Origin of the sequence: Vibrio sp. 10N.247.311.12 (assembly GCF_041467515.1) — a bacterium.
GTDB lineage: Bacteria > Pseudomonadota > Gammaproteobacteria > Enterobacterales > Vibrionaceae > Vibrio > Vibrio crassostreae_C.
Genome location: NZ_JBFSUV010000001.1, coordinates 220,315 through 238,971, shown reverse-complemented (window position 1 = coordinate 238,971; position 18,657 = coordinate 220,315). Strand labels below are relative to the sequence as shown.

Annotated in this window: 16 protein-coding genes; 4 read left to right on the top strand and 12 right to left on the bottom strand. The window is 45.3% G+C overall.

The features are described from left to right. Positions 1-132: 132 nt before the first annotated feature. The 7 genes from AB6E30_RS00950 to xerD form a co-directional block, all read right to left on the bottom strand. Positions 133-384 carry a hypothetical protein gene (locus AB6E30_RS00950; RefSeq protein WP_008224444.1) on the bottom strand — a complete coding sequence of 84 codons (252 nt, stop codon included), beginning with the start codon at positions 382-384 and terminating at the stop codon, positions 133-135. Between the two features lie 567 nt (positions 385-951). After that, positions 952-2,286, bottom strand: a complete 1,335-nt coding sequence (gene vpsR / locus AB6E30_RS00945; protein WP_017062873.1) for a cyclic-di-GMP-binding transcriptional regulator VpsR — start codon at positions 2,284-2,286, stop codon at positions 952-954. Positions 2,287-2,557: 271 nt separating this feature from the next. Beyond that, positions 2,558-4,090 carry a lysine--tRNA ligase gene (lysS, locus tag AB6E30_RS00940; RefSeq protein ID WP_017059330.1) on the bottom strand — a complete coding sequence of 511 codons (1,533 nt, stop codon included), beginning with the start codon at positions 4,088-4,090 and terminating at the stop codon, positions 2,558-2,560. Positions 4,091-4,188: 98 nt separating this feature from the next. After that, positions 4,189-5,287 (bottom strand): peptide chain release factor 2 gene (gene prfB / locus AB6E30_RS00935; RefSeq protein ID WP_100208942.1). Its coding sequence is split into 2 segments (ribosomal slippage): positions 4,189-5,211 and positions 5,213-5,287, totalling 1,098 coding nucleotides; the frame shifts between segments, so codons are not numbered across the junction. Between the two features lie 235 nt (positions 5,288-5,522). Next, entirely contained in the window at positions 5,523-7,259 is a 1,737-nt protein-coding gene (recJ, locus tag AB6E30_RS00930; protein WP_050635059.1) for a single-stranded-DNA-specific exonuclease RecJ, read from the bottom strand. Positions 7,260-7,339: 80 nt separating this feature from the next. After that, positions 7,340-8,119, bottom strand: coding sequence for a thioredoxin fold domain-containing protein (locus AB6E30_RS00925; protein ID WP_372102414.1), 780 nt, complete (start codon positions 8,117-8,119; stop codon positions 7,340-7,342). A 26-nt stretch (positions 8,120-8,145) separates the two neighbouring features. Continuing rightward, entirely contained in the window at positions 8,146-9,060 is a 915-nt protein-coding gene (gene xerD / locus AB6E30_RS00920; protein WP_017059327.1) for a site-specific tyrosine recombinase XerD, read from the bottom strand. A gap of 150 nt (positions 9,061-9,210) precedes the next feature. Between xerD and fldB the strand changes: the two genes are divergently transcribed. Beyond that, positions 9,211-9,732 carry a flavodoxin FldB gene (gene fldB, locus AB6E30_RS00915; protein WP_017062875.1) on the top strand — a complete coding sequence of 174 codons (522 nt, stop codon included), beginning with the start codon at positions 9,211-9,213 and terminating at the stop codon, positions 9,730-9,732. 146 nt (positions 9,733-9,878) lie between these two features. Here fldB and brnQ read toward each other — a convergent pair whose 3' ends face one another. After that, positions 9,879-11,192 carry a branched-chain amino acid transport system II carrier protein gene (gene brnQ / locus AB6E30_RS00910; protein WP_017059325.1) on the bottom strand — a complete coding sequence of 438 codons (1,314 nt, stop codon included), beginning with the start codon at positions 11,190-11,192 and terminating at the stop codon, positions 9,879-9,881. A gap of 314 nt (positions 11,193-11,506) precedes the next feature. On the opposite strand from brnQ, the gene AB6E30_RS00905 reads away from it, so the two are divergent. Beyond that, positions 11,507-12,235: a tRNA1(Val) (adenine(37)-N6)-methyltransferase gene (locus tag AB6E30_RS00905; protein WP_017059324.1), complete on the top strand. Its 729-nt coding sequence runs from the start codon at positions 11,507-11,509 to the stop codon at positions 12,233-12,235. 107 nt (positions 12,236-12,342) lie between these two features. Beyond that, complete coding sequence (gene srmB / locus AB6E30_RS00900; RefSeq protein WP_017059323.1) at positions 12,343-13,608, top strand: ATP-dependent RNA helicase SrmB; 1,266 nt, start codon at positions 12,343-12,345, stop codon at positions 13,606-13,608. Between the two features lie 133 nt (positions 13,609-13,741). Here the strand turns inward: srmB and yaaA are convergent, their stop codons facing one another. Both yaaA and AB6E30_RS00890 read right to left on the bottom strand, forming a co-directional pair. Further along, on the bottom strand, positions 13,742-14,518 hold the full coding sequence (gene yaaA / locus AB6E30_RS00895; protein WP_017059322.1) for a peroxide stress protein YaaA: 777 nt from the start codon (positions 14,516-14,518) through the stop codon (positions 13,742-13,744). A 208-nt stretch (positions 14,519-14,726) separates the two neighbouring features. Continuing rightward, positions 14,727-16,154: a sodium:alanine symporter family protein gene (locus AB6E30_RS00890; RefSeq protein WP_032545312.1), complete on the bottom strand. Its 1,428-nt coding sequence runs from the start codon at positions 16,152-16,154 to the stop codon at positions 14,727-14,729. A 709-nt stretch (positions 16,155-16,863) separates the two neighbouring features. Here AB6E30_RS00890 and AB6E30_RS00885 point away from each other — a divergent pair. Beyond that, a complete protein-coding gene (locus AB6E30_RS00885) occupies positions 16,864-17,052 on the top strand; it encodes a DUF3545 family protein (protein WP_017059319.1) in 189 nt (62 codons plus the stop codon). 151 nt (positions 17,053-17,203) lie between these two features. Here AB6E30_RS00885 and AB6E30_RS00880 read toward each other — a convergent pair whose 3' ends face one another. Next, positions 17,204-17,755, bottom strand: coding sequence for a hemerythrin domain-containing protein (locus tag AB6E30_RS00880; protein WP_017070073.1), 552 nt, complete (start codon positions 17,753-17,755; stop codon positions 17,204-17,206). An 86-nt stretch (positions 17,756-17,841) separates the two neighbouring features. Further along, positions 17,842-18,522 (bottom strand): uracil-DNA glycosylase, encoded by a 681-nt coding sequence (ung, locus tag AB6E30_RS00875; protein WP_102428207.1) that lies wholly within the window; start codon positions 18,520-18,522, stop codon positions 17,842-17,844. Positions 18,523-18,657: the final 135 nt, after the last annotated feature.

The following is an 18,657-nucleotide window of genomic DNA, read 5'->3' as shown; positions in this document are numbered from 1 at the left end:
ATTAAAAAACAAAAAAGAGAAGCCAATGCTTCTCTTTTTTGTCCAGTTCTAGTTCAAAAGCGCTCACTTTTGACACCTAACTATCACCGTCAATGATTTAGGGGGTTGAAAGGTGCGATCAACCCCGAAAGATTACGTCGGTATTCGCGCGCTAAGAACACGACGAAGATGACGAACGCGACGTTCAATGGTGACAACTTCAGGCTCAGAGAAACCAATTGGACGACCATCGGCTTCAAGGCCAATATCTCTTAGCAAATGAGTGTTGTGCCAAGGTAGGTCTAGTGAACTACGACGTACTTTTCGCTGCCATTCCCGCTCTTCACGACGAAGATCGGCACGGATAAGGACTGTTGCTAATTTTAAATATACTGAGTGACGCATAATAACTCTCCAGTTGTTGAATAAACTGAGGAAAAATAGCGTGTTAGATAGTATGAGGGCTTCTCATTTAGCTGCTATTTTTCCGCAGCCAAATAAGGATACGGATCTATTAGTTAGGTTTATCTTGGGTGTTTCGATCGGCCATGGCTGATGTTTGTGACATAACAGTCACCATGTCAGAACACGGATCAAACGAAGCGCAAATATGCTGTATAAAATCGAAATGTTTCATTTGCGCCTCCAAACTAACTAAAAAATCCAAAAAGAAATGGGTAGTAAAGGCAGACAAGTCTTTGTTAAATCGCTGCTTTCACGGTTAAAGTCTAACCAAGTGAGTATATTATTCAACCGATAATTGGTTAACATTTTCAAAACAATGCATTCACCTAAAATATCAGTTGCATATTCATTTATATATAAGATATTCACTATAATTATATAAAATTACAGCATATCTCTCTTAGGGTCTAACTAGAAAACAACGGACTACCCTTCAGAAACAAAAAAGCCACGTAGATACGTGGCCTTTAATTTACGGTGACTGAATAAAGTCATGTAGAGAAGAGTCTAAACAACACCTTCAGAGATTAGGCTGTGTTTATTCAGCAAGCGGTACATCGTCGCTCGTGATACACCGAGCTCCTTAGCCGCCAATGAAACCTGACCACCGTAAGATTCCAATACAATCAGTAACGCATCGCGCTCTGAGCGCTCTCGAATACTCTTCAAGCTTCGGCGTTCATCATTCTGTTTTGGTAAATCCAGTTGGTGATCCTCAATGATCACAGCATCAGACATCAACACAACACGCTTAATCTGATTCATCAGCTCACGCACATTTCCAGGCCAATGGTATCGATTCATCGAACGGATAGCATCGTCTGAGAAGCTCTTCGCTTGAGCATTAAACTCTTTCGAGTACTCACGCAGAAAATGATTCGCCAGTACTGAAATATCGCTCACACGTTCTTTTAAGCTTGGAACATGAATACGCAGAACATTGATATAGTGATAAAGCTCTTCATTGAAGTCGCCCTCGATCAACGCCTTCTCGATATCAGAGGAGTTCGCGGCCAGAATACGCACATCGACAGATTTAGGTCCATTCGCAGTTTCAATCTTGCCTTCTTGTAGAAAACGCAGCAGATTCAACTGTTGATTACGTGGCATCGCCAAAACATCATTGAGCAAGATGGTGCCACCATCGGCCTCTTCCAGCATACAAGGCGCAGTCGCTGACTGTGCTGATATGCCAAACACCTCGGCCTCTATTCTCATTTCAGACAAGGCACGACAGTTAACCGTTAAAAATGGTTTCTGTGCTCGCGACGAATTTTGATGAATCGAGCGTGCAATCGTCTCTTTACCAGCCCCACTCTCGCCATAAATCAAGATACTGACATCAGTCGGCCCAATACGCTTTACTTGGTCTCTCAAGCGCTTCACGGCCACAGAATCGCCTAGCAGTCCCATGTTGTTATTGATGCCGTAGTTTGGCCATACCTTCTGCTCAAGCTTAAGCATACCCAGTTGGTGACCAATGGTACTCAGCAATTGAGCATCTGGGATAGGTGCCGTGAAAAAGTCGATACAGAAGTTGACGATAAACTGGCAGATCGTATCAGAGCTTAATTGAGATTCACGGATAAAGGCGAGCCATCTCACCTGCTTGTTATTGCTCACAAGGTTAGCAATACCGTTGAGACTGAACTCATCATGACTAAGATCGACAATACCAATACATGGGCCAATATCAGCAATCAAGGCATCGGCTTTTCGTAAATCTGCACACTGGGTACACTGCCAACCCACTTGTTCTAACACTGATAACCAGGGTTCGTACGCACCACCAACGACGATAAGAGAACCTGGTAAGGAATCCATCTTAAATTGAGTTCCCATCCTTCTTCCTTATTCTATTTTTATTTAAATCAGACTAATACGAGTCACTGCTTCATCGTTCGACAAAATGCCGCGAGAGCGTATTCAGCGCAGAGACCTATAGTAGTGAGACTATCTTAGATTTTATGTCTCAATAGTAAGACTATGTCAGAAATAACGATTTTTCGAATCAAGAGTGCGGTACAGACTAGGTTTTGAAGCCCCAAAACAGAAAAAGCCACCCGAAGGTGGCTTTTTAATTACATAGGCTGTTACGCCCTATAAGCGAGAATTACGCCTGTGGACGCATTGCCGGGAACAAGATCACGTCACGGATTGTGTGCGTGTTTGTAAATAGCATTGCTAGACGGTCGATACCGATACCTTGACCCGCTGTTGGCGGTAGGCCGTGCTCTAGTGCAGTAATGTAGTCTGCATCGTAGTACATCGCTTCGTCATCACCCGCGTCTTTCGCGTTAACTTGCGCTTTGAAACGCTCGTCTTGGTCTTGTGCATCGTTAAGCTCAGAGAAACCATTCGCAACTTCACGGCCACCGATGAAGAACTCAAAACGGTCTGTGAAGAACGGGTTGTCATCGCTACGACGAGCTAGAGGAGAGATGTCCGCTGGGTAGCCAGTGATGAACGTTGGTTGAATTAGCTGAGGCTCAGCCGTTTCACCAAAGATCTCTTCTAGAAGCTGACCACATGTCCAGAACGTTTCTACGTCTACGTGTACAGATTTTGCGATAGCAACCATCTTTTCACGGTCTTGTAGGTCTGCTTCTGTTAGCGCTTGAATCTCAGCGTGCTCAGGGTTGTAGTGTTTGATCGCATCGAACATGCTCATGCGAGCGTAAGTGCCACCGAACTCAACCGTTTCGTCACCGTAAGGCATAGAAGTAGAACCAAGAACATCCATTGCTGCCGTGCTTAGCATCTCTTCTGTCAGATCCATAAGGTCTTTGTAGTCAGAGTACGCTTGGTAGAATTCCATCATTGTGAATTCTGGGTTGTGACGTGGAGATAGACCTTCGTTACGGAAGTTACGGTTGATCTCGAATACACGGTCAAAACCACCCACCACTAGACGCTTAAGGTAAAGCTCTGGTGCAACACGTAGGTACATGTCGATGTCTAGTGCATTGTGATGAGTGATGAACGGACGTGCAGTTGCGCCACCCGGGATCACGTGCATCATTGGCGTTTCAACTTCTAGGTAGCCTTTCGCGCTCATGAAGTTACGGATTGAAGATACAAGCTTAGAACGCACGATGAATGCATTGCGAGAATCTTCGTTCACGATTAGGTCAACGTAACGCTGACGGTAACGCATCTCTTGGTCAGTTAGACCGTGGAACTTCTCTGGTAGAGGACGAAGTGCTTTAGTCAGCAATTCAAACTCTTCCATGTTCACGTAAAGGTCGCCTTTACCTGATTTGTGAAGCGCACCTTTAACACCGATGATGTCACCGATATCTAGGCCTTGGTACTTCTCTTTCAGTACTTTTTGAACGTCTTTCGCTGCGTATGCTTGGATACGACCAGAAGTTTCTTGAATCGCAAGGAATGGACCACGCTTCGCCATAACACGACCAGCGATCGCAACGATGTGGTTAAGCTCTTCTAGCTCTTCCTTAGTCTTCTCACCGAATTCCGCTTGAAGATCGCCAGCTAGGTGCTCACGACGGAAGTCATTTGGGTGACCGTTAGCTTTGCAGTTTTGGCGGATGTGATCCAGCTTGCTGCGGCGCTCAGCGATTAGTTTGTTCTCTTCAGGTGAAGAAGCTTCTTGTGCGTTTTCGTTTTGAACAGCATCAGTCATTAGAGATGTACCCTGCTTTTAAAATTTGGACCGCTATATTTTTGCAAATATAGGCATTTTTACCAATATTATTGGTAAAGCTTAATAGTTGATAAAGCTTACAGACCTGATTTCAGGCTAGCTTCAATAAACTTGTCTAAGTCACCGTCAAGAACCGCTTGAGTATTACGGTTTTCGATGCCGGTGCGTAAATCTTTGATACGAGAATCATCCAGCACGTAAGAGCGGATTTGACTGCCCCAACCGATGTCTGATTTCGTCTCTTCGCTCGCTTGTTTTTCAGCATTTTGTTTTTGAATCTCAAGTTCAAAAAGCTTAGCACGTAGCTGCTTCATCGCTTGATCTTTGTTCTTATGCTGCGAACGGTCATTCTGACACTGAACCACAGTGTTAGTCGGAACGTGAGTAATACGTACCGCTGATTCCGTGGTGTTTACGTGCTGACCACCAGCGCCAGAGGCACGGTATACGTCAATACGTAGGTCAGAAGGATTAATGTCGATCGTAATGTTGTCATCAATCTCAGGATAGATAAACGCAGATGCAAATGAAGTATGACGACGACCACTTGAATCAAATGGTGACTTACGAACTAGACGGTGAACACCAGTCTCTGTGCGTAACCAACCGTAAGCATACTCACCAGAAATACGTACCGTTGCGCCTTTAAGGCCAGCAACATCGCCATCCGACACTTCGATAACTTCAGTCTTGAAGCCTTTCGAATCTGCCCAACGTAAGTACATGCGCAACATCATTGAAGTCCAGTCTTGAGCTTCTGTACCGCCCGAACCTGACTGTAAATCGATGTAGCAATCTGATGCATCGTGATCACCAGAGAACATACGACGGAATTCCAGCTTCTCTAGCTTAGCTTCAAGCTCGGCCAGTTCTGGTTCAATTTCATCGAACGTTTCTTGATCTTCTTCTTCAACCGCAAGCTCTAATAGGCCATCAACATCCTCAACACCTTGGTCAAGTTGGTCGATCGTTTCTACTACCGCTTCCAATGCAGAACGTTCTTTACCTAGCGCTTGAGCACGCTCAGGTTCGTTCCATACATCCGGTTGTTCTAATTCTGCGTTTACTTCTTCTAGACGCTCTTTCTTAGCGTCATAGTCAAAGATACCCCCTCAGGATATTTGTGCGCTCAGACACATCCTGCAGACGGTTTTTTATAGGATTGATTTCAAACATTTTAGCTCATCATTTATGAGTAGAATTTAACCGAAGAATTGTACTCAAAAGTGTGACGGAGATACAGAATTTTTTAGAGTGGTGAACCAAGATTCAACAACTTAATGGGATATAAAATTGACAGGCATAAAAAACACGTAAATTTTGTAAGGGCAGGAAGGAAAACAAGCCCTGTTTTTGAACAGAGCTTGTTGAATTTGGCACTATATGATGAGCATTATTGAGCCCAAAATCACTATTTGGCTTCGATATGATCAATCATCAGCTGCAACGATTGGTTGCCGCGAAATTCGTTGATATCGAGCTTAAATGCAAGATGAACGGTTTTTACTGATGCATCAGGCCAGCGACGTAGGTCGACGTTAAAGGCAATACCGTCAATCATCACATTGGTTGGGTGGCCTTTGTAGAGCGGCTCAAGCATCAGCTTAAGGTGCTTTTCACCCACCAGCTTTTGGTGCAGCACTTTAAACTCACCATCGAAGATTGGCTCAGGGAAAGCTTGTCCCCACGGGCCACCTGAACGCAGCGTTTCAGCGGTGTGCATCGAGAACTCTTCTGGTAACAGCTCACCATCAGACAAGATAATGCCCTTCAGTGCTGTTTCTCCAAGTTCATTCTTCACCACATCATTGAACAGCTTGCTGAAGCGTTCAAAGTCCTTTTCCATGATGGTTAAACCAGCCGCCATTGCGTGGCCACCAAATTTAAGAATCAAGCCAGGGTTTTGAGTATCAATTCGGTCCAATGCATCACGCATGTGCAGACCCGGAATTGAACGACATGAACCTTTGATACTGCCTTCGCCGCCATCTGCAAACGCAATCACTGGGCGGTGGTATTTGTCTTTGATACGCGAAGCCAAAATACCAATCACACCTTGGTGCCAATCACGTTGGAATAGTGCCAAGCCAGAAGGTAGGTCGTCTTTACCAAATTCAAGGCGCTCACAAAAAGCCATCGCTTCTTGCTTCATACCCTCTTCGATCTCTTTACGTGTTTGGTTCAAGCCATCTAACTCACTCGCCATTCGACGAGCCGCATGGATGTTGTTACTCATTAGCAGCTCAACACCAAAAGACATGTCGTCTAATCGACCAGCTGCATTGATACGAGGACCAAGAGCAAAGCCAAAGTCAGACGCCACCAAACGCTTAGCGTCTCGCTTAGCAATTTCGATCAAGGCTTGAATGCCCGGACGAGCTTTACCCGCACGAATACGTTGCAAACCTTGATGAACTAAAATTCGGTTGTTTTCATCGAGTGGAACCACGTCGGCAACCGTACCCAGCGCCACAAGGTCAATCAGTTCCATCAACTTAGGTTCTGTCATGCCGCGTTCTGCAAACCAATTCAGTTTACGCATGTGAACACACAGTGCCATCATCAGATAGAAAGCGACCCCAACACCCGCTAAGGCTTTAGAAGGAAAAGCACAACTCTCAAGGTTTGGGTTAACCATAGCATCGACCATTGGCAGTTCATTGCCCGGCAAGTGATGATCGGTCACCAGAACCTCTAGTCCTTTCTCTTTAGCGAAGCGAACACCTTCAATTGAAGAGACACCGTTGTCGACCGTCATGATCACTTCAGCACCAAGCTCGATTGCCTGTTCGACAACCTCAGGGCTCAAGCCATAACCATCTTCAAAACGGTTTGGTACCAGATAGTCGACGTTAGAGCTGCCGAGCATACGTAACGCTAAAACAGACAGCGCCGAGCTGGTCGCGCCATCGGCATCAAAGTCACCAACAATGATGATGCGTTTTTGCTGCTGAATAGCTTTGAACAACAGCTCAACCGCAGCATCAATGCCGCCCAGTTTTTGATAAGAGTGCAAGCCTTTCGCTGCTGTCTCTAGTTGGTCGGCACTGTCGATTCCACGACTCACATAAATGCGCTTTAACAAGTCAGGTAAGTGAGCAGGTAAGACTGAAATGTCGACCTCAGGACGGCGTTGGATCTCTATCATATAAAAATGGGCCCGATATCAATCAGGCCACTCCTTAAATCAAAAACATGGGGGATAAATTGGCAATACAGAAAACGAGATTATTGCTCTAAACGTTGAAGAAGTTGTGCTGGCGGCAAGTAACCACTCACCAACTCACCACTTGCTAGTACGATAGCCGGTGTACCATTGATGCCAAGCTCACGACCCAATTGGTATTGTTTAGCAATGATCTGCTTCTGCTCTGCTAGGTCTTTACCAGACGCTGGCATTTGACGATTTACTTTAGCGTCATGCATAGCTGTTTTTGGATCATCTGACGCCCAGATTGCTGCCATTTGATCGGCAACTTGCCCTGTCGCACCTTGGCGTGGGTAAGCCATGTAACGAACGGTGATACCCAAATCGTTGTAGCCTTGCATTTGGCTGTGCAGACGAACACAGTAGCCGCACGTAATGTCAGTAAATACCGTCACAACATACTTTTCGTTATCGGCTTTGTATTCAATAACCGTATCCGACATCGCTGCCACTTTTTCAGCATTCAGCGGAGCTTGACGCTCAGCCAAAACATCACTGAACTTTCCGTTTTCATCCAAAGAGTAAAGAGTGCCGGCTAGAAAGTGATCGCCCTCTGGAGAAGAAAAGATAATGCCGCTGTTGGTTTGAACTTCTAAAAGACCATCGATATCCGAAGGCACAATCTTATCGACCTTAATACCGATTTTTTCAAAACGCTTAGTTAACGCAGCTGTATCAATAGCTTGAACTGGAGCAGCTTCTACGGCTGTTGATGTTGTTTCTACTTTCGCTTCTGATGCATTACATGCAGTAATCATAAGAGGAAGCGCTAGTAGAGGAAGACGGCGTAATACGCTCATTAAGTTCACCTTAAAAATAAATGGATTTAAGCACGTGGGTGATGCTGCGCGTGAATTTGCTTCAGCCTTTCAGTCGCCACGTGAGTATAAATTTGGGTTGTCGATAAGTCACTATGCCCAAGTAACATCTGTACGACCCTGAGATCTGCGCCATAGTTCAGTAAATGCGTCGCAAAAGCGTGTCTCAATACGTGTGGTGACAACAGCTCTGTATCGATCCCAGCGACGACCGAGTAGTGCTTAATACGATACCAGAACGTCTGACGGGTCATTTGCTTGGCGCGTTTACTCGGAAAAACCACATCAGAACTGTTTTCGCCAAGTAGATGTGGACGACCTTGTTCAATAAAAGTCTCTATCCAATCCACCGCATTTTCGCCCATTGGTACTAAGCGCTCTTTGCCACCCTTACCAATAACACGCACCACGCCCTGTCTTAGGCTGATGTTTTCCATCGTCAAGCTAACCAGTTCTGTCACACGCAAACCGGTTGCATAGAGTAACTCAAGCATCGCCTTATCGCGAAGCTCAATCGGATCGTTCGGATCTGGCGCATCGAGCAAAGCATCAACCTGTTCTTCGCTCAAATCTTTCGGCAAGCGTTGCGGCAGCTTCGGGCTGATCAACAAGGCACTTGGATCATCGCCTCTGATTTTCTCGCGGTGCAAATATTGGAACAAGCGACGAATCGCCGACAACATACGGGCACGAGAGGTCTGCTTAAAATCGGCGTCGGCTAACCAGCCTTGATAATCCTGTAAACCTGAAAGGCTAATGAAGTCGAGGCGGTAATTGTTCTTTTCCATCCACGCTAATAACTTGGACAAATCGGTACGGTACGAGACAAGCGTATTCTCCGATAATCCTCGCTCCATCCACATAGCATCTAAAAACTGCTCAACGAGACCGTGGTCTGCGCTCTGCCCTTGAGGCGACTGCATAGTGTTACTCACAATATTGGAAACTGTTTTGAGAGTATGCCAGAGCAAATATGAATGCCATAAAAATTACGACTTGAGCGGATAATCGCTGCAATCGAAGTCGATTTATGGTTAGAATTCGCCATCTGAAATTAAAATCGAACGTTTGCTATGAAAATTGGATTATTTTACGGCTCAACCACCTGCTACACAGAAATGGCAGCAGAGAAAATTCGCGGCATTATTGGTGAAGACCTAGTTGATATCCATAACGTGAAAGAAAGCCCTCTTTCATTGATGGCGGACTACGACCTTTTATTGCTGGGCATCTCGACTTGGGACTTCGGTGAAATCCAAGAAGATTGGAATGAACTGTGGGAAGACATCGCAACCACGCCTATGAAAGGCAAGGTTGTGGCTCTGTTTGGTTTGGGTGACCAAGAAGGCTACGGCGAATGGTTCCTAGATGCGATGGGTCTATTGCATGATGAACTGAAAACCGCGGGTGCAGAGTTTGTTGGCTTCTGGCCAAACGATGACAGCTACGAGTTCGAAGCGTCTAAAGCGTTAACCGAAGACAAATCTCAATTCGTTGGTTTGGCGCTTGATGAAGATTCACAATACGAGCTAAGCGACGACCGTATCGCAAGCTGGGTTGAGCAAGTACTGGTTGAGTACAGCGAAAAGCTATAACCAAACAGAAGTACTCCCGGCTAAGTAGCTAACCAAGTAACTAGCTGGATATAAAAAGACCACAGAATACAAAAAGGCCTCATTACTGCGAAGTAATGAGGCCTTTTCTATTTCATCTCGAAGGACAATCTAATCTCAACGGAAGATTAAACAGTCTCTTCAGCCATCTCTTGTTCTGTTGACTTGCCAACAAAGAACATACAGATGATTGCAGCCGTTGTTGGAAGCAACCAACCCATACCGATCTCAAACAGTGGCAGCATCTTAAGTGCAGACACGTCTACACCCGCTACTTTAGCGCCATCAATAAGAGCAAACAGCAGTGACACTAATACCACTACGCGGTAAGCCGCTTTTGGATTAGGGAAACGGCTACGTAAGAATGTCAGAGCAACCAACGCGATAGCGACTGGGTACAGTGCAAACAGTACTGGAACAGACAGAGAAATCAGTTGAGAAAGACCAACGTTCGCAACGGTTGCACAAGCTACACCATTGATGATTACCCAAGTCTTGTAAGACAGAGGCGTTAGCGAGCTGAAGTAATCAGAACATGCTGACACAAGGCCAATCGCCGTAGTTAGACATGCTAATAGTACGATCACAGAAAGCACTAGCTGACCAGAAGGACCAAACAACGATTGAACGTATAAGCTTAAAATAGCACCGCCATTGTCTGCACCAGCTGCGACTGTTGCACTTGTTGCGCCTAGGAAAAATAGAGAGATGTAAACAAACGCCAGACCCGCTGCGGCAATACAACCCGCGCTAATTAGGTACTTAGTCGTCGCTGCACGGTCAGTAATGCCCTTGCTACGAATCGCATCAACAATCAGCATACCAAACATCAAAGAAGCAAAAGTATCCATGGTGTTGTAGCCTTCAAGGAAACCTTTGGTCAGTGGTTGAGTGATGTACTCACCGTGAGCCGCAAGAATATCGCCTTGAGGGTTAACGAATACAGCAATCGCCAGCACAACCAAACCAACGAACAGTGCAGGTGTTAGTACCTTACCAATGACGTCAATAAGCTTACCTTGCGACCATGAGAAGAACATCGCTACTGCAAAAAATGCAATCGAAAAGAGAGTTAGGTGAGCTTGAGAGGCATCGATGAAGAACGGTTTCACCGCCATCTCATAGGCAACAAGGCCAGTACGCGGTGCAGCAAATGCAGGACCGATAATGATAAAGATCAGTACAGCCATGATGGTTGCTGCTTTCTTAGGAAGATCTTTAGTTAAGTGACCCCAAGAGCCACCAGCCACTGCGACCGCGACGATAGTGATTAACGGCAGACCAACGGCAGTCAGCAGAAAACCAGACATCGCTGGAAGGAAGTGATCACCGGCTAATTGGCCAGCTAGAGGTGGGAAGATGATGTTACCCGCACCCAAGAAAAACGCAAAAAGCATAAAGCCCAATGCCATTATATCTGTTAGTTTTAGACTCTGTTTCACAGATAATCCTTAATTATATTTATGAATTTATGTTGTGCTTACATGAATGTTACAGCTCAAAGCTGCCAATCAATCTATAAAATAGTCGCGCATAATGACGAAACAACTGGCTAGCTGCAAGTCACCACACAAAAACACCATATAAATTTGCATATGAGAACAAAAAGCAGTGGATTCCACTAGCTATAGAAAAATAGCCACAATTATAAACTAACCATAATGCACAACAATATTTTTTCAAGCAGAACATTAACTCATACAAGCGGTTAACATTAGAGCTAATCACTTAAAATATCTCGATACTCAGAACATTAATGAAAGACAAAACAGTGCAAACTAAAAGCTTCAATTTTAAGCAATTCTCAATTTACGGCGGGAAAAGCGGTATGCCAGTCAGTACCGATGGCGTATTACTTGGCGCGTGGGTAAGCCTGCCACAAAGATCATGTGTACTCGATATTGGAACCGGGACAGGTCTGCTGGCTTTGATGGCTGCGCAGCGTTTTGAAGATGCTTCAATCTCTGCGATAGATATTGATCAACACGCTATTGATGCTGCCACTGTCAATATTGAGCAGTCGCCTTGGCAAAATCGTATCTCCCTTGATCACGGCAGCGTGTTAACAGCCGACTTTCCACAAAGGTTTGATGCGATCATCTGTAACCCGCCCTACTTCAACTCTGGAGAACAGGCGCAGCAAAGCCAAAGAGCCACCGCCAGGCACACCGACAGCTTGGATCATTTAGCGCTTGCCCAGCGTTGTTTCGAGATAACAACCGACGCCGCGACTGCCAGTTTCATCCTACCGACGCCTGAGGGGGAAGGTTTTATCAAGCTTGCCGAGCAATGTGGTTGGTATCTAGCAAAACGCCTTGATGTAAAAACAACAGATAAAAAGCCAGCTAGCCGAATTTTATTCGAGTTATCTAAAGATCCTGCTTGCGAGCAAGATTTGCAGCGCGAATCGCTTACAATTCACCATCAAGGTGGTTATAGCGAAGCATTTATTGCGCTCACTAAAGATTTTTATCTCAAGATGTAGCAAATACCATGTGATCCTAATCACTAATGCTTCTATAATGTCCGACTACTCTTTTTTATCGTCTGCTTTTTGAGGCAGAAACATTTATTGCTTGTGGAGAAACAACAGTGATCAGAACCTTTGCAGAACTCGATCTAAACCAAGAGCTGCTTAAAGCAATTGACGAAATGGGCTACGAACGTCCAACACAGATACAAGCTGAAGCAATCCCACAAGCGTTAGATGGAAGAGACGTTTTGGCTTCTGCGCCAACAGGTACTGGTAAAACAGCATCATTTGTATTGCCAGCACTGCAATACCTACTGGATTTCCCACGTAAGAAATCTGGCCCTGCACGTATGCTTATCCTGACGCCAACGCGTGAGCTAGCAATGCAGATCACCGAACAAGCACGTGAGCTTGCTAAATACACCAGCCTAAATATCTTCACGATCACGGGCGGTGTTATGTACCAAGAGCACGCAGATATCTTAAGTACAACTCAAGATATCGTAGTAGCAACACCTGGCCGTTTGATGGAATACATTGAAGGCGAGCGTTTTGACTGTCGTGCGATTGAATGGCTGGTTCTAGATGAAGCCGACCGCATGCTAGACATGGGCTTTGGTCCTGTTGTTGACCGTCTGTCTGCAGAGTGTCGCTGGCGTAAACAAACTTTACTGTTCTCAGCAACACTAGAAGGTAAAGGCATTGAAGGCTTCACTGAAGATCTACTTAAAAACCCAGCGGAGATCGATGCGAAATCATCACTTCGTGAGCGTAAGAAGATCACTCAGTGGTACCACCGTGCAGACACGGCAGAGCACAAGCTAAACATCCTAAAGCACGTCATCACAGAGCAAGCTGAGCGCAGCATCGTATTCTTGAAGACGCGTGATCGTCTAGGTGATCTACGAGCTCAACTTGAAAGCGCGCAAATCCCATGTGCGTGGATCCAAGGTGAAATGCCTCAAGATCGTCGTAACAACGCGATTGCTCGTTTCCGTGACGGCTCTGTAAACGTACTACTAGCGACTGACGTTGCTGCTCGTGGTATCGACCTTCCAGACGTAAGCCACGTAATCAACTACGACATGCCACGTACTGCTGACGTATACCTACACCGTATTGGCCGTACGGCTCGTGCTGGTAAAAAAGGTAACGCGGTTTCTATCATTGAAGCGCACGATCAACTAATGATTGAGCGTGTGGCTCGTTACACAGACGAACCAATCAAAGAACGCTTCATCGAAGGCATGCGCCCTACGCATAAGAAAGCGGCCGTGACTAAGAAGAAGAAGCCGAAGAAAGAAGATAAGAAAGCGGTAGAGAAACAAAAAATCGCGAAGAAGAAAAAAATCGCGAAGAAAAAGAAAGCAGCAAAGAAGAAGTAATCTACCAGCTTCAACGATTCAATAAAAAAGCCCCATGCAGTTCGCTGCATGGGGCTTTTCTCTATCTGGTCTGTCTCGGTCTCTAATATTAACTACAGGCTAAAACCGAGAGCTACTCGTTAGCCAAGGACTACTAGTTTTGCTCTTCGCGCTTAAAGACAAGCTCTTTCGCGTTCGACTCTTCTTCAACGAAGTAGTAGCCCGCCGTATCAAACTGGGTCAGCGCCTCAACCGAGTCGATCTTGTTCTCGATGATGTAGCGAGCCATCATGCCACGCGCTTTCTTCGCGTAGAAACTGATCACCTTGTACTGACCGTTCTTGCAGTCTTTGAATACAGGGGTAATCACTTGGCCATCCAAGTTCTTCGGCTTCACGGCTTTAAAGTATTCGTTCGACGCTAGATTGATCAACACATTGTCGCCTTGAGCATTCAACGCTTCATTCAGCTTGTCTGTGATGATGTTGCCCCAGAACTGGTACAAGTTAGTACCACGAGCATTGGCTAAGCGTGTACCCATCTCTAGGCGGTATGGCTGCATCAAATCCAACGGCTTAAGCAAGCCATATAACCCAGAAAGCATGCGCAGGTGGTCTTGTGCGTAGTCAAAATCTTCATCCGATAGCGTTTCAGCGTCTAGGCCAGTGTATACATCGCCTTTAAAGGCTAGGATTGCTTGGCGTGCGTTGTCTTGGGTAAAGGTCTCGCTCCACTGCTCAAAGCGCGCTACGTTCAACCCTGCGATTTTATCGCTGACTTTCATCAGTGCAGAAATATCTACTGGCGTCAGTTTGCGGCACTCTTCAATCAGCTCAGCAGAGTGTTCAACAAACTCAGGCTGACTAAAGCGTTCCGTCGCTAATGGTGATTCGTAATCAAGTGTTTTGGCTGGAGAAACGACAACTAACATAACTTTACCCTAATCGGTTATCTAACTGGATGCTGCTAGAGTATAGAAAAAACATCAACTTGTCTTTATGACTGTTCCTATTACTTCGATAGGGAGAATGAGCTTCGATAGACAGAATGAGACAAATGACAGGCAAACAAAAAGGCTAAGGTCGAAACCTTAGCCTTTCTAATCACTTTAGGATGAACCGTTTATCGCTCCAACAAGATTACTTCTTGTTGTTGTCCCAAATACCGTCTTCCAGCTGAGACTTAAGCTCTGGGAAGTCATTCGAATCGAATGTTGGTACTTTACCCGCGTCTAGTTGGCGGTTGTAGTCTTTCGCTAGCTTAATCACGATACCTGATAGCAGGATAATCGCCACCAAGTTAACAATCGCCATTAGGCCCATCGATACGTCAGCCAGTGCCCATACCGTTGGTAACGTCGCTAGAGAACCGAACATAACCATACCCAGAACAACGATACGGAACAGCACTAGGCCCTTCTTGTTGTTGTGCTCAAGGAAGATAAGGTTCGTTTCAGCGTACGAGTAGTTTGCAATGATTGAAGTGAAAGCGAAGAAGAAAATCGCTACCGCTACAAAAATGCCGCCCCATTCGCCCACTTGTGCTGTTAGTGCACGTTGCGTTAGTTCGATACCCGTTACTTCACCGTGTGGTACATACTCACCAGACATCAGGATGATTGCGACTGTTGCTGAACAGATAACAATGGTATCCATGAACACGCCTAGCATTTGCACGTAACCTTGTGATGCTGGGTGCGGTGGGTAAGGCGTAGCAGAAGCTGCTGCGTTTGGCGCAGAACCCATACCCGCTTCGTTCGAGAACAAACCACGTTTGATGCCGTTAATCATCGCTTGTGCGATTGCGTAACCTAGGCCACCCGCTGCTGCTTCTTGCAGACCGAATGCACTCTTGAAGATAAGAGCCAGTACTTCAGGCACTTTCTCGATGTTCGCGAACATCACATACATAGCGATCGCTAGGTAAGCCAATGCCATGATTGGAACGATGATTTCTGCTGTGCGTGCAATCTTACGGATACCACCGAAGATAACGAACGCAGAGATGATTACGATACCAACACCAACGTAGCTACGCTCAAGGTCGAATGCCGTATTCATTGCGCTTGCAATCGCGTTCGCTTGAACCGCGTTGAATACAAGACCAAATGCAATGATGAGGAAGATAGAGAATAGAACCCCCATCCAACGCATGCCTAGGCCTTTCTCCATGTAGTATGCAGGGCCGCCGCGGTAGTTACCGTCGTTATCACGCGTTTTGTATAGCTGTGCCAGTGTGCTTTCTGCAAACGATGTTGCCATACCTAGCATTGCGATTAGCCACATCCAGAAGATAGCACCAGGGCCACCAGCGGTTAGTGCTACAGCAACACCTGCCATGTTACCCGTACCTACACGAGCAGCGAGACTAGTACAAAGAGCTTGGAAAGAAGAGATACCAGCACTGTCTGCTTTACGGCTGTTTCTAAGAACAGAGAACATGTGGCCGAAATGGCGGAATTGAATGAAGCCTAGTCGTACAGTGAAGTAGATACCCACACCAACCAGTAAGTAAACTAAGATAGATCCCCAAAGGAGATCGTTCATCAAATTGATTAAGTCTGTCACGTGAACCTCGTAATTGAGTTTAAGCACCGATCATGCTTCCTAGCCTTCCTCTTAATCGCCTATGCCTCTGTCAATGTTGTGTCGGCACTCTTGTTATATTCTTGCGGCGATTGAGACTGTAAATGTCGCTTCATGCATCCATTTTACGTATCAGTGTATTTTTTGACGGGCGGATAATGCAGCGAGACGGCCTAAAAATCAATATGCAAATACACTTATATTAAAATGACATTTCACTAATAACACACCTTTTGTTAACACAACTTTCAACAATGCAGCCCAATAAAAGTCACATTATCGGGACATAATATCAACAACAGCCACGGCACTACCCCAACAAGAACACCATCCTATAAAAATGACGTCAGCCTAGGTTTTACAAGGTATAGTGAAGATCTTCGTTTTTTTCTAGGCCAATGAGATCCCTATACCGCACGGTACTATGTGCACTTCAATGCATTGTAGTCAAAACGCTATTCCATTCGCACAATGAATTAACATTCAATAACCCCCAATTTAATCGTTTACTTAGGTTTGTTTGCCTGTTTTTTATACATAATAATTCTCACAATGTGTGAGCATGCATGAGAAAATAGAACAAAAGCTTCATGGATTTGAAACAAATGAGAAACAAATCAAAGTTATTGTGAACCTAAATATGATATTTATTGGTTCGTAAGAACTAATCCCACGGAAGGAGATATGGCTTATGGATAGCTTTCAATTCGATGAAGTATCAGAACTAGAAATGCCTCGTGTAACTCAAAAATCACGCTCGAAACCACTCAAGCGTAAGTGGCGTGAAATCGAAGCCATCAACGATCGTAGGCAGCTTGAGAAAGAGCTGAGAGAGATGAACCTAGGTCTTGATTTTAGCCTTGACGATATAAAACTTTAATCAGCACGATAAGAAATCAGATAGCAAAAGGCACCTATATAGGTGCCTTTTTTATTTTTTGAGGTAGTTAATCCGCTCAAAGCGCCATTTGGAAACCAACCCTCTAATATAGAGGACACCTAAAATAGGTGCACCTCAACATTACAACGGGCTAAACACACTCTTGTTCATTTTGTCGAACCCGAGCCGCGAGTTGGCGATATTGATCGGCGATGGTCTCTCCAAAAACAGGGTCATCTTCCGGTTGAAGCCATTGAGACTCCACTTCTTGCCAATCTTTCACCGTGAACGCCTCAACAATCATGGGTAGCACATGCTTCTCTTCATATTCCATGTGCTTTCGCTGAGCCTTAACAAACGCTTCAAGCTGCTCAATAAAGACTTGCTGAGGAACCACCGCATCTTGAAGGATCATATCGACCAAACCTAAAAAGTCCGCCGTTTTCTCAGAAAGCAATTGATGCTCTAACTCCAAGTCTTCAATCGCTTGCTCGCTGCCATATTGCTTAAGATAGTAGCGATAAATGACGTCTTCTTTAGGGTGATGCACTTTGTCTGAATGGTTCATAAGGTAATGAACCACCTCTGCGATCAGGCTATAGTTTATTTCTCGCTCCTGTTTCAGAAACTCTAACTTACTGTTGAGTATCGCGAGTAAACGAGCCATATAGCCATGCTCTCGTCTTATCCTTTCAATCATCATAGTATTGCACTCCATTACACCTACTATTTATAAGTGTATACGAATATGCTGATTTATGATTTGACCCTGCTCAGAAAACCACCAATCTACACTTCTGTTGGTAAACGCCAGTCAATAGGTTGTTGATCCATAGAAGAAAGCAGCTTGTTGGTTGTAGAGAAATGCTGACAACCGAAGAATCCACGGCGTGCCGATAATGGCGATGGGTGAGGTGCAACCAACACATGATGCTTGTCGTCATCAATCGCTTGACCTTTCTTCTGGGCGTGTGCGCCCCACAACAAAAAGATGATCGGTTCAGAGCGCTGATTGAGCTCAGCAATAATGGCATCGGTAAAGGTTTCCCAGCCACACTTAGCATGTGAGTGTGCTTTTGCCTCTTCGACTGTAAGGACTGTGTTCAACATCAACACCCCTTGCGATGCCCAAGAATCGAGATAACCATGACTAGGAATCTCAAAGCCCTCTATATCTTGTGCAAGCTCTTTGTACATATTGCGTAGAGAAGGTGGGATTTTCACACCAGGAAGCACTGAGAATGCTAAGCCGTGAGCTTGGTTAGCACCGTGATAAGGATCTTGCCCTAAGATAACCACTCGCACGGATTCGAAAGGCGTCATATCAAAGGCACTGAACACCTGTTCTTGTGGCGGGTAGACGGTTTTACCACTATTACGTTGCTGTTCAACAAACGCGAGGACACTCTGAAAGTACTCTTTATCACGTTCATCATTAATAATGGATTCCCAAGTCTTTGGTGCGCTCATCGTTTTACTTCCCAATCATCAAGGTTTCTAGCGGCTTTCGCCAGACAAAAAAATAGCTGTATCGGCTAACTGTCCTAAATAAGGCTCTAGTTATACCTCATACAGCTATCAATAAACATGATGTGTAGGGTTCAC

Excerpts from the sequence above, each read along its gene's own strand:
- AB6E30_RS00950 (WP_008224444.1), bottom strand. The coding sequence starts at position 384 with ATGCGTCACTCAGTATATTTAAAATTAGCAACAGTCCTTATCCGTGCC.
- vpsR (WP_017062873.1), bottom strand. The coding sequence starts at position 2,286 with ATGGGAACTCAATTTAAGATGGATTCCTTACCAGGTTCTCTTATCGTC.
- lysS (WP_017059330.1), bottom strand. The coding sequence starts at position 4,090 with ATGACTGATGCTGTTCAAAACGAAAACGCACAAGAAGCTTCTTCACCT.
- recJ (WP_050635059.1), bottom strand. The coding sequence starts at position 7,259 with ATGATAGAGATCCAACGCCGTCCTGAGGTCGACATTTCAGTCTTACCT.
- AB6E30_RS00925 (WP_372102414.1), bottom strand. The coding sequence starts at position 8,119 with ATGAGCGTATTACGCCGTCTTCCTCTACTAGCGCTTCCTCTTATGATT.
- xerD (WP_017059327.1), bottom strand. The coding sequence starts at position 9,060 with ATGCAGTCGCCTCAAGGGCAGAGCGCAGACCACGGTCTCGTTGAGCAG.
- fldB (WP_017062875.1), top strand. The coding sequence starts at position 9,211 with ATGAAAATTGGATTATTTTACGGCTCAACCACCTGCTACACAGAAATG.
- AB6E30_RS00905 (WP_017059324.1), top strand. The coding sequence starts at position 11,507 with ATGAAAGACAAAACAGTGCAAACTAAAAGCTTCAATTTTAAGCAATTC.
- yaaA (WP_017059322.1), bottom strand. The coding sequence starts at position 14,518 with ATGTTAGTTGTCGTTTCTCCAGCCAAAACACTTGATTACGAATCACCA.
- AB6E30_RS00885 (WP_017059319.1), top strand. The coding sequence starts at position 16,864 with ATGGATAGCTTTCAATTCGATGAAGTATCAGAACTAGAAATGCCTCGT.
- AB6E30_RS00880 (WP_017070073.1), bottom strand. The coding sequence starts at position 17,755 with ATGATGATTGAAAGGATAAGACGAGAGCATGGCTATATGGCTCGTTTA.
- ung (WP_102428207.1), bottom strand. The coding sequence starts at position 18,522 with ATGAGCGCACCAAAGACTTGGGAATCCATTATTAATGATGAACGTGAT.